The following is a 12,008-nucleotide window of genomic DNA, read 5'->3' as shown; positions in this document are numbered from 1 at the left end:
CGGTGTTGTTGTGGCTGCACCTGATCCCTTGGCTGGTAACGATACGCTGACAGCTGATGCCAACAACACCCCACTGCATGGTGGGGCAGGCAATGACACACTCACTGGCAGTTGGGCCAGCAGTACGCTCTATGGTGACAGCGGCAATGATGTGTTGAACGCTACCGGAGGCCCTGGCAATGTGCTCGACGGAGGCGAGGGTGATGACACACTCACCGGAGGCTGGGGCACAGATACGTTTCGGGGTGGGGATGGTAATGACATCATCCATGCGCCCGGAGGCAGTAGCAACATCAGTGGCGGGAGTGGCAATGACCAGATCACCTCTGCCTGGGCTGCCGACACCATCGACGCTGGGGCTGGGGATGACATCATTCACCCAGGGGGTGGGGGTGACACGGTACGTGGAGGGCTGGGCAACGATCAAATCATCAATGAACTATGGGGGAATGATCGATATTTATATGCACGTGGGGATGGACAGGATTTGTTGCTCGACGGAAATGGCCAAGACCTGTTGACGCTGGAGGGGGTGCAATCAGACCAGCTCTGGTTCAGTCAAGTTGGCAATGATCTCACCGTCAGCTTGATCGGCACGCAGGACAGTGTCACGTTGCAAAACTGGTACTTGGGTAGTCAATATCACGTTGAGCAAATCAAAACCAGTGACGGCAAAACCCTGCTTGACAGTCAAGTCCAAAACCTGGTCAGTGCCATGGCCAGCTTTGCACCGCCTGCGGCGGGGCAAACCACACTGCCAGCGGCCTACCAGGGTTCATTGAACACGGTGATTGCGGCGAATTGGCATTAGGCGGAGATGTCTTTGACGGCGGGCGGCTGTTGCTGAATGGCTTTGCCCAATGACAAAACCCCCTGTCGGATGACGATCAGGGGGTTTTTTTGATGGATAAACGGACTGGCGGCTGTCAGAACTGGATGCCGGCCGGGTTGTCCGGGTTGACACGTTTGACGGGGGCTGGCGGCGGTGTGGGGCCTGGTTTGGGCTGGCGGGTGTCGGGCGCGCTGGCGGCTGCGGTTGGTGTGGCGGCGGCGGCGGTCACCAAGGGTGTGGCAGCCGGGTTGCGGTAACCTGCGGGCAGCTGGCTCTTCTCAGGATACCCAGCGGCGCCAAGGTACTGTGTCCATTCGACGTCTGAGTAACCTTTGATGTGTTGGGCGCCAACCATCAGAAAGGGCAGCGTGCTGCTGCCCGTCAGGCGCTGCAGGGCGCCGATATCTTCTTCGGTGGTGACGGTTTTTTCTGTGAATGGCACGCCCCGGCCACGCAACAGGTTGCGGCCGCTGTCGCAGGGTGCGCAGTTGGTCGAGGTATAGAGGGTGACCGGGTATTTACTCACCACCTGGCGCAGTGCAAATGGCAGCGCCTGCCCGCTGGCTGAAGCAGCGGCAGCGGGGCCTTCCAGCGACTGGGTCTGGACCGCCTTGGCCGGTGGTGTGTCGGAAAAGGTGACACGGCCGTCGGGGCCAACACTGCGGTAGACGGTTTGGGCGGCAGCCTGGCCAGTCGTCAACGCCGCCAGAGCCAATGTGGCGCCGATGGTGCCCATCCGCCAGAAACTGGCGCCGCGTTGCGTCAACCTGTTGCCTGGCAAGTGAGTGGAAAAAGATGACATTGCCGTGTTCTCCAGAAAAAACGTCAGGCCATGCCCTGGTGGCGCAGCAGCGCGTCCAGCGTGGGCTCGCGGCCACGAAAGGCCTTGAAGGATTCGATGGCCGGGCGGCTGCCACCGGCTTCCAGGATGGCCTGGCGGTAGCGCCGACCCATGTCGATGCTGGGCAGGCCGTCCGCACCAACGGTTTCTTCAAAAGCAGCATAGGCATCGCTGCTGAGCACCTCGGCCCATTTGTAACTGTAGTAACCCGCAGCGTAACCACCGGCAAAGATGTGGCTGAAGGTGTGGGCGGTGCGCGACCAGCTGGGCGGCTGCAGCACAGCCACCTCAGCGCGCACCTGGTTGAGCAACGGCATGATGTCCTGAGCCGGGTCATGGGCCGTGTGCAGCAGCATGTCAAACAGCGCAAATTCGATCTGGCGCAGGGTCTGCATGCCGCTCTGGAAGTTCTTGGCGGCCAGCATCTTGTCAAACAGGGTGCGTGGCAGCGGTGCATCGGTGTCGACGTGGGCGGTCATGCTCTGGAGCACGTCCCATTCCCAGCAGAAGTTCTCCATGAACTGGCTGGGCAGTTCGACGGCGTCCCATTCGACACCGCTGATGCCAGAGACGTCCCGCTCGTTCACTTGGGTGAGCAGGTGGTGCAGGCCGTGGCCGAATTCATGGAACAGGGTGGTGACGTCGTCATGTGTCAGCAGGGCCGGTTTGCCGGCCACGCCCGAGGCAAAGTTGCACACCAGATGAGCGACCGGGGTTTGCAATTGCCCGGTGTCGGGGCGCAACCAGCGGGCGCGTACATCGTCCATCCAGGCGCCGCCACGTTTGCCGTTGCGCGCAGCGGGGTCCAGGTAAAACTGGCCCACCAGCTGGGGCGCACCCTGGGCCTGCGCACGTTCAAGGCGGTAAAAGCGCACGTCCTCATGCCAGACCGGTGCGTGGTCCGGGCGAATCTGTACCTCAAACAGGGTTTCGACAATCCTGAACAGGCCGGCCAGCACCTTGGGCAGCGGGAAGTACTGTTTGACTTCCTGCTCATTGAAGGCGTAGCGCGCTTCCTTGAATTTTTCGCTGATGTAGGGCCAGTCCCAAGGTTGCGGGTCGTCGAGCTGCAGCTGCTGGGCCGCAAAGGCCCGCAGGTCGGCCAGATCTTGCTCGGCGTAGGGGCGGGCACGGTTGGCCAGGTCACGCAGGAAGTTGATCACCTGTTCGGGCGACTCGGCCATCTTGGGCACCACCGACAGGCTGCCAAAATTGGCGTGCCCGAGCAGTTGGGCCTCTTCCAGGCGCAGGGCCAGCATCTCGTTGATCAGGGCCGAGTTGTCAAACTGACGGCTGTCCTCGGGCGCCTGATCGGAAGCGCGGGTGACATAGGCGCGGTAGAGTTTTTCGCGCAGGGCGCTGTTGCGGGCGAACTGCATCACCGGCAGGTAACACGGCATTTTCAGCGTGAGTTTGTAACCTTCCTTGTCGTCAGCCTGGGCCGCCTTCTGCGCGGTCTGCAGCACGTCGGCGGGCACACCGTCGAGTTCATCGGCTTGTGCGTAGTAGGCAAAGGCATCGGTGGCATCCAGGGCGTTTTCGCTGAACTTCTGACTCAGCGCTGCTTGGCGTTCCTGAATCTCGGCAAAGCGGGTGCGGTCAGCGCCTTGCAGCTCAGCGCCACCCAGCACAAAATTGCGCAGGGCGTTCTGGTGGGCCTGGCGTTGCTCGGTGTTCAGGTTGTCAGGGCTGATGGCCTTGTATTTGGCATACAGCCGCTCATCGGCACCCAGGCGGGTGTAGAACTCGGTCACCTTGGGCAGTGCAGCGTTGTAGGCGGCGCGCAGTTCAGGTGTGTCGGCTACGCTGTTGAGGTGGCTCACGCTACCCCAGGCACGGGACAGGCGTTCGGTGGCCACGTCCAGCACACGGGCAATGGCATTCCAGCTGGTTTCAAAGGCCGGGGCCGTGACCGTCTCCAGGGCCAGGCTGGCCTGTTCCAGCAACTGGTCGATGGCCGGTTCGACGTGCTCCGGGTGGATCAGGTCAAACTGCGGCAGGTCGTCAAAAGAGAGCAGGGGATTGTTCATCGGTTTTATGGTGCAGCGCGTTCGGCAGCTTCCAGGGTGTTGACCAGCAGCATGGTGATGGTCATGGGGCCAACGCCGCCGGGCACCGGGGTGATGGCGCTGGCCACCTGGCGCACACCTTCAAAGTCGACATCGCCACACAGCTTGCCTTCGTCGTTGCGGTTCATGCCCACGTCCAGCACCACGGCGCCGGGTTTGACCATGTCGGCCGTCAGCACATTGCGCTTGCCCACGGCGGCAACAATCACGTCGGCCTGCAGTGTCATGGCCTTGAGGTTATGGGTGGCGCTGTGGCACAGGGTCACGGTGGCGTTTTTTTCCAGCAGCATCAAGGCCATGGGTTTGCCGACGATGTTGGAGCGACCAATCACCACGGCATGTTTGCCGCGCAGGTCGTAACCGATGGATTCCAGCATCTTCATGCAGCCATAGGGCGTACAGGGCCAGAAACCGGGCATGCCGGTCATCAGGGCACCAGCGCTGGCCACATGGAAGCCGTCCACGTCCTTGGCCGGCGAGATGGCTTCAATCACCTTGGCCGCATTGATGTGCTTGGGCACCGGCAGCTGCACCAGGATGCCGTGGATGGCCGGGTCATGGTTGAGGGCCTCAATGCGTGCCAGCAGCTCGGATTCAGTCATGCTGGCGTCGTATTTTTCCAGCACCGAATGGAAACCGCAGTCCTGGCAGCCCTTGACTTTGTTGCGTACATAGACCTGGCTGGCGGGGTTGTCACCAACCAGAATGACGGCCAGGCCGGGGGTGATGCCACGGGCCTTGAGGGCTTGTGCCCGGGCGGTCACATCGGTGCGGAGTTTTTGCGACAGTGCCACACCGTCAATGAGCTGGGCGCCAGAAGTGGATGTATTCATTTGTCAGCCGATCAATCAAAAAGCCAGCCAGCCCGGATAGGACGGGCGTATGTAGCTATCTATGTAATAGCAAAAACAGGGTCTGGTCAAGCCTTGACGGCGTTCGGGCCGAGCGCTACCTTGAGCAGGTCGGCGACCGTGTTGGCGTTGAGTTTTTCCATGATGTTGGCACGGTGTGCCTCCACCGTCTTGATGCTGATGCCCAGGTCATCGGCGATCTGTTTGTTCAGCCGGCCGGCCACGATGCGCTCCAGCACCTGCGATTCGCGCAGGGTCAGCTTGGCCATCAGGGCGTCCCTGGCCACGGCGCTCTGGTATTCGGCAAAGGAGTCCTTGGCCTGTTCCAGCATGCGTTCCACCAGCGGCACCAATTGTTCTTCGTTAAAAGGTTTCTGGATGAAGTCCATCGCCCCTTTTTTCATGGTGTCTACCGCCATGGGCACGTCACCATGCCCGGTGATGAACGCCAGCGGCAGTGGGGAATGGCTTTCCAGCAGCCGGTTTTGCAGTTCCAGCCCGGTCATGCCGGCCATGCGGATGTCCACAATCAGGCACGCCACTTCACGCGGGTCGTAACGGCTCAGGAAAGATTCGGCGGAGTCAAAACATCGCACCCGGTAGTCTTTGCCTTCGAGCATCCACTGCAGTGAATCTCGCACAGCCTCATCATCATCAACGACGTATACCGTACCTTTTTTGGGGATCAAACTCATGGCGAAACCTGAATTCCTTGTTGTTCAGAACGCTTTGTGGGCGCGGCTGGTAATGGGTCCGGGGTAGGTATCCAGAAAGTAAAGCAGCAGCCGGTTACAGCGTCGCCATTGTAAAGGTTCTCGGCTTTCATTCTGCCCATGTGTGACTCGACGATGGAACGGCACAGGCTCAGGCCGATGCCCATGCCTTCGGGTTTGGTGGAGTGAAAGGCCTCATACAGGCGGGCCATGACCTCGGGCGCAATGCCCTGGCCGGAGTCGATCACCATGAATTCCACCACGGATTTGTTCTCCACCACGGCGGGCGTCACCCGCAGTTTCACCAGGCGCTGGGCCGTGGGTTTCTGGGCGGCGTCAATGGATTCAGCAGCGTTTTTCAGCAGATTGAGCAACACTTGTTCGATCAGGATCGGGTCGACCTCCAGGCTGGGCAAGCTGGGCGCCAGGTACTGGGACAACTTGACGTTGCGGCGGCGCAGCTCCATTTCGGCCAGTTCCACCGCTTCGGCCACCATGGTGACCACGCTGGTGATGGTGCGGTTGGGCTCACTGCGTTTGACAAACGAGCGGATGCGCTGAATCACCTGGCCGGCGCGATGGGCCTGCCGGGCGGTTTTCTCAAGAGCCCCCAGCAACTCCTCTTGGGTGATTTGGTCCGCCTTGATGCGTGAAACCATGCCATTGCAGTAGTTGTTGATGGCCGTCAGTGGCTGGTTAAGCTCGTGGGCCACGCTGGAGGCCATTTCACCCATGGTGATCAGACGGCTGGAGGCCTGGGCGTGTTCGGCCTGCCGCTCGGCCTGTTCCTCGGCACTGCGCCGGGCCGTGATGTCGGTGGCAATCACCATCTGGGCCAGACGCCCATCCACCCAACTCAGATAACGGGTGCGCACTTCCAGCCAGCGGCCCAGACTACCCAGATAAATTTCGGCGCTCTCGGCTTCCTTGTCGGGCAGATTGTCGGTTGGCAGGCCGGCAAAGACGTCCACGGTGTCCTGCGCTTCGTCACTGGCGGTCGGCGCTGGCACACCGGCCTCGGCCACCAGCAGCAGATGTCCTTGTACCTCGGTACCAAACCACAGGCGATACAGCTTGTTGGCAAACAGCAGCTCATTGTTGCCCAGTGGCGCCACCGAGATCGACGCATCCAGCGCTTCCAGCACTGCGGTGAAGCGTTCGTGCGAGGCGGCCAACTGCTCACGCACGCGGGTGGGCTCGGTGATGTCGGTCATGGAGGTCATCCAGCCGGTCTGTTGACCAAAAGAATCAATCAGTGGCGAGACATAAAGCCGCGTTTCGATGATACGGCCGTCCTTGCGCTTCACACGCAACTGGATGCCGCTGGGCTCCACCCGTCCGGCCAGCTCTTCGGAGAGTCGGCCTTTCATGATGTCGTAATCTTCCTCGGGCCAGTAGGGAAATGGCGCGGTCTTGCCCACCAGGTCTTCCTCGCTCCAGCCTGTCATGCTGCAAAAAGCCGCGTTGACATAGGTGATTTTTCCCTGCAGGTCCAGCGCACGCATGCCGGTGAGCATGGAGTTTTCCATGGCGCGGCGAAACGCCGTTTCACGCACCAGTGCATCTTGCGCCTGAATCCGGCGACGGGTGTGGCGCCAGTTGGCCAGCAGCAGCCAGGCGGTGATGGCTGCAAGCACCATCACCAGCCAGAACAAGCCGCTGCCGATCACCCCCAATGAGGTGCGGTAGGCCTGACCATGGATCGACAAGCCATTGCCCACCGGCGATACCGGCAAGTCATAGGCGTTGATCGGATTGGCCCAGGGCAACAAACTGCGCGTGAGAGCCTTTTCCGTCAATGTGGTGCCGGCCAGCACCTTGCCGTCGGCATCATGAAAAGAAATGGCGTACTTGGAGGAAACCTCGTCCGGGATGCCATACCGGTACAGGGCATCGACCGAATATTGCGCCAGCAAGTCGCCCTTGAATTTGGCCTTGTCAATCAGCGGCAGGTGCAACTGCAGCCGGGTGGGTGCGTCGGCCAGCTTGTGGGGTGACGAATAGATCGGCAGCAGCAAATCGCGGGTCAGCTGGAAGTTGTCCAGCGTTTCCTTGATGTAGACGTTGCCCGCATCATTCTTGGTCAGGCGGGTGACCACGCCGGTGGGATCGAAGTTCGCGCGGATGCGCTGCTTGTCATCGACCCAGGTCAGACTTTGCAGCTCGGGAAACAGCGTGGACAGCGCCTCGGCCCGGGTCACAAAGTCGGCATGGGAGATCTCGCGGCTGGCGATCTCGCGGGCAAACCGCATGAATTGTTCCTGCTGTTCCAGCAGGCGCAAGCGCAAACGCTGCTGGGTGTATTCCACATCGCGGTGCAGGGCCTCGCGCTCCCGGGCAATTTCCTCAAAACGCAAGTAGGCAAATGCCGACAGGATGGCGGCTAGAAACAGCACCACCGCCGCCAGCGGGGCCAGCATGGCAAACCGGTCCTGTCGCTGCGGCGATTGTGAGGACCACCAGCGCCTCAAGCCAGCCACCGGCGGGAGCTGACTGGGAATGATGTTTTTCAGTTGAGGGGGCAAAGGCATGGCGGAAGTGTAGGGGTTCGCCGGCTCAAATTCCTGCTTAATATTTCATATTATGAATACGTAAAACATAATTTGAAATTCTGAGCAAAGTCTGCTTAAAATCCCTCCCGCGACAAGAATGGGTAATCCCACTACCATAGCCAAGCCATAACACAGGAGACAAGCATGTCAGCAGTACCCGAGAACCCGCCCGGCATCAACACAATGGATGTGGACGGCCAGGAAACCCGCGAATGGATGGACGCGTTGTCCGCTGTGATCCAGGCCGAAGGGCCTGAACGGGCCCACTACCTGCTGGAGCAGTTGCTGGAGCACGCGCGCCAAAACAGCATCGACATGCCGTTTTCAGCCAACACCGCCTACGTCAACACCATCCCGGCAGATCAGGAAGAACGTTGCCCTGGCAACATCGAAATCGAAGAACGCCTGCGCGCCTACATGCGCTGGAACGCCATGGCCATGGTGGTCAAGGCCAACCGCCATCACCCCGAAGACGGCGGTGACTTGGGGGGCCACATCGGCTCCTTCGCCTCGCTGGCCCACATGTTTGGCGCTGGCTTCAACCATTTCTGGCATGCCGAGAGCAAAGACCATGGCGGCGACTGCCTCTATATCCAGGGCCACGTGGCCCCCGGCGTCTATGCTCGCGCCTATATGGAAGGCCGGCTGACTGAGGAGCAACTGCTCAACTTCCGCCAGGAAACCGCGGGCAAGGGTCTGTCCAGCTACCCGCACCCCAAGCTGATGCCCGAGTTCTGGCAGTTCCCCACGGTGTCGATGGGCTTGGGGCCGCTGATGGCGATCTACCAGGCGCGTTTTCTGAAATACCTGCACGCTCGAGGCATTGCCAACACTGAAAACCGCAAGGTCTGGGTGTTCTGCGGCGACGGCGAGATGGATGAAGTGGAAAGCCTGGGCGCGATTGGCTTGGCGGCGCGCGAGAAGCTGGACAACCTGATCTTTGTCGTCAACTGCAACCTGCAGCGCCTGGACGGCCCGGTGCGTGGCAACGGCAAGATCGTGCAAGAGCTGGAAGGTGAATTCCGCGGCTCCGGCTGGAACGTGATCAAGCTGCTGTGGGGCAGCAACTGGGACCCGCTGCTGGCCCGTGACAAAGATGGCGCACTGCGCAGGATCATGATGGACACGCTCGACGGCGACTACCAGGCCTTCAAGGCCAACGACGGCGCCTTTGTGCGCAAAAACTTCTTTGGCCGCGACCCGCGCACCGCCGAGATGGTGGCCAAGATGAGTGACGACGACATCTGGAACCTGCGCCGCGGCGGCCATGACCCGCAAAAGGTTTATGCCGCGTATGCCGCCGCTGTCAAACACAAGGGCCAGCCCACGGTGCTGCTGATCAAGACCGTCAAGGGTTTTGGCATGGGCAAGGCTGGCGAGGGCAAGAACAACGTGCATCAGACCAAGAAGCTGACCGACGAAGACATCAAAACCTTCCGCGACCGCTTCAATATTCCGGTGCCAGACAGCCAGATCAAGGATATTCCGTTTTACAAACCGGCCGACGACACGCCCGAGATGCGTTACCTGCACGAGCGCCGCCAGGCGCTGGGTGGTTATCTGCCGCATCGCCGCACCAAGGCGGATGAGTCGTTCACGGTGCCGTCGCTGGACAACTTCAAGAGTGTGATGGAAGCCACTGCCGAGGGCCGTGAAATCTCCACCACTCAAGCCTATGTGCGCTTTTTGACACAGCTGCTGCGTGATCAGGCGCTGGGCCCACGTGTGGTGCCGATTCTGGTGGACGAGGCACGTACCTTTGGCATGGAGGGCCTGTTCCGCCAGATTGGCATTTACAACCCGGCCGGCCAGCAGTACACCCCGGTCGACAAAGACCAGGTCATGTACTACAAGGAAGATGTCAAGGGTCAGATCCTGCAGGAAGGCATCAACGAAGCCGGCGGCATGGCCAGCTGGATCGCCGCCGCCACCAGCTACTCCACCAGCAACCGCATCATGGTGCCGTTTTACGTCTACTACTCGATGTTCGGCTTCCAACGTATTGGCGACCTGGCCTGGGCAGCGGGTGACATGCAGGCGCGCGGCTTCTTGCTGGGCGGCACCTCCGGGCGTACCACGCTCAACGGCGAAGGTCTGCAACACGAAGACGGCCACAGCCACATCCTGGCGGGCACGATTCCCAACTGCATTTCTTATGACCCGACCTTTGCGCATGAAGTCGGCGTGATCCTGCACCACGGCCTCAAACGCATGGTCGAGAAGCAGGACAACGTCTTCTACTACCTGACCTTGCTGAACGAAAACTACGCCATGCCCGGCCTGACCCCTGGCACCGAAGAGCAAATCATCAAAGGCATGTACCTGTGCAAACCCGGCGCCGAAGGCGCGGCTGGCCCGCGTGTGCAGTTGCTCGGCTCGGGCACCATCCTGCGCGAAAGCTTTGTGGCGCAGAAGCTGCTGGCGGTGGACTGGGGCGTGACGGCGGACGTGTGGAGCTGCCCCAGCTTCAACGAGCTGGCCCGCGACGGCCAGGCCTGCGAACGTGAGAACCTGCTGCACCCCACGGCCGAGCCGCAAGTGCCGTTTGTGGCGCAGCAGCTGAACGGGCACGCTGGTCCGGTGGTGGCTTCGACCGATTACATCAAGGCCTATGCCGAGCAGATTCGCTCCTTCATTCCCAAGGGCCGTACTTACAAGGTGCTGGGCACCGACGGTTTTGGCCGCAGCGACTTCCGCTCGAAACTGCGTGAACACTTTGAAATCAACCGCTATTACATTGTGGTGGCTGCACTCAAGGCGCTGAGTGAAGAGGGCCAACTGCCCGTGAGCAAGGTGGCCGAGGCCATTGCCAAATATGACATCCAGGCCGACAAGGTCAATCCGCTTTATGCATAAAGCAGATTCAACTTGTGGCGCAGACTCATATTGCGTAGCGATGTGATGTCGTAGTCACAAGTCCTGCACACCAAAAAAGGAAGACAAACATGGCAATCATTGAAATCAAAGTCCCTGACATTGGCGACTTTGCCGACGTGGCAGTGATCGAACTGCTGGTCAAACCCGGTGACAGCGTGAAGGCGGAACAATCGCTGATCACGGTGGAGTCCGACAAGGCCTCGATGGAGATCCCATCCAGCCACGCCGGTGTGGTCAAGGAACTCAAGGTGGCGCTGGGCGACAAGGTGAAGCAAGGCTCGCTGGTGCTGTTGCTGGAAGTGGCGGGCGAGGCCTCCGTTGCCCCAGCTGCCCCCGTGGCCGCCGTTTCAGAACAAAAACCTGCTCCAGCCCAGGTATCACCTGCGCAAGCAGCTCCTGTTTCTGTAGCATCTGGCCCGGTGGAAGTGCGCGTGCCCGACATTGGCGACTTCAAGGACGTGACTGTGATCGAGGTCATGGTCAAGGTGGGTGACAGCATCAAGCTGGAGCAAAGCCTGATCACCGTCGAATCTGACAAAGCGTCGATGGAAATTCCCTCCAGCGCCGCCGGAGTGGTGAAAGAACTCAAGGTCAAGCTCGGCGACAAGGTCAATATTGGCGACTTGTTGGTGGTGCTGGAAGGCTCAGCCCCGGCGGTGGCTGCTGCGGTGGCCAGCGCTGCCGCGCCCACTGTTTCAACGTCAAATATGCCTGTAGCCCAGGTAGAACAAGCGCAAGTAGCTACTCCTTCTGTAGCACCTGCGGCACTGGCTGCACCCGCCCACCAACCCGGTGGCAACACGCTGGGCCTGCCACACGCATCACCCTCGGTGCGCAAGTTTGCCCGCGAGCTGGGTGTGCCGCTGGCCGAGGTCAAAGGCACCGGCCTCAAAGGCCGCATCACCGACCACGACGTACAAGCCTTCACCCGCTCGGTGATGAGTGGCACGGCGCAGACTGCCGCCATCGCCGCTCAGCAAGCCGCCAAGCCCGCTGCTGCGGGTGGTGACGGCGCAGCCCTGGGCCTGATCCCCTGGCCGAAGGTCGACTTTGCCAAGTTTGGCCCGATCGAGCGCAAGGAACTCAGCCGCATCAAGAAGATCAGCGGCGCCAACCTGCTGCGCAACGCCATCATGATTCCGGCTGTCACCAACCATGACGATGCCGACATCACCGACCTGGAAGCCTTCCGCGTCTCCACCAACAAAGAGAACGAGAAGAGCGGTGTGAAAGTGACCATGCTGGCCTTCCTGATCAAAGCCTGCGTGGCCGC

General features: G+C 60.6%; 8 protein-coding genes. 3 read left to right on the top strand and 5 right to left on the bottom strand.

Annotated elements, in window-relative coordinates:
• Positions 1 to 811: calcium-binding protein (locus tag PHW99_RS15815; RefSeq protein ID WP_300179712.1), on the top strand; the 811-nt coding region annotated here is incomplete at its 5' end.
• A gap of 115 nt (positions 812 to 926) precedes the next feature.
• Here PHW99_RS15815 and PHW99_RS15810 read toward each other — a convergent pair.
• From PHW99_RS15810 to PHW99_RS15790, 5 genes are all read right to left on the bottom strand, one after another.
• Complete coding sequence (locus PHW99_RS15810; protein ID WP_300179715.1) at positions 927 to 1,568, bottom strand: glutaredoxin family protein; 642 nt, start codon at positions 1,566 to 1,568, stop codon at positions 927 to 929.
• 89 nt (positions 1,569 to 1,657) lie between these two features.
• Entirely contained in the window at positions 1,658 to 3,703 is a 2,046-nt protein-coding gene (locus PHW99_RS15805; protein WP_300179709.1) for a M3 family metallopeptidase, read from the bottom strand.
• A gap of 5 nt (positions 3,704 to 3,708) precedes the next feature.
• Positions 3,709 to 4,575, bottom strand: coding sequence for a bifunctional methylenetetrahydrofolate dehydrogenase/methenyltetrahydrofolate cyclohydrolase FolD (folD, locus tag PHW99_RS15800; RefSeq protein WP_300179706.1), 867 nt, complete (start codon positions 4,573 to 4,575; stop codon positions 3,709 to 3,711).
• An 86-nt stretch (positions 4,576 to 4,661) separates the two neighbouring features.
• The gene (locus PHW99_RS15795) at positions 4,662 to 5,288 is read right to left on the bottom strand and encodes a response regulator (RefSeq protein ID WP_300179703.1); all 627 of its coding nucleotides are present in this window, start codon (positions 5,286 to 5,288) and stop codon (positions 4,662 to 4,664) included.
• Entirely contained in the window at positions 5,285 to 7,837 is a 2,553-nt protein-coding gene (locus PHW99_RS15790; protein ID WP_300179700.1) for a PAS domain-containing sensor histidine kinase, read from the bottom strand. The genes PHW99_RS15795 and PHW99_RS15790 overlap by 4 nt, the downstream gene beginning before the upstream one ends.
• 165 nt (positions 7,838 to 8,002) lie before the next feature.
• On the opposite strand from PHW99_RS15790, the gene aceE reads away from it, so the two are divergent.
• Both aceE and PHW99_RS15780 read left to right on the top strand, forming a co-directional pair.
• Complete coding sequence (aceE, locus tag PHW99_RS15785) at positions 8,003 to 10,714, top strand: pyruvate dehydrogenase (acetyl-transferring), homodimeric type (RefSeq protein ID WP_300179697.1); 2,712 nt, start codon at positions 8,003 to 8,005, stop codon at positions 10,712 to 10,714.
• A gap of 89 nt (positions 10,715 to 10,803) precedes the next feature.
• A partial coding sequence (locus PHW99_RS15780; RefSeq protein WP_300179694.1) for a biotin/lipoyl-containing protein occupies positions 10,804 to 12,008 on the top strand: 1,205 nt, incomplete at its 3' end.

The sequence above is a fragment of the Rhodoferax sp. genome (assembly GCF_028689305.1).
GTDB lineage: Bacteria > Pseudomonadota > Gammaproteobacteria > Burkholderiales > Burkholderiaceae_C > Rhodoferax.
This window is presented reverse-complemented; position numbering and strand designations above follow the sequence as displayed.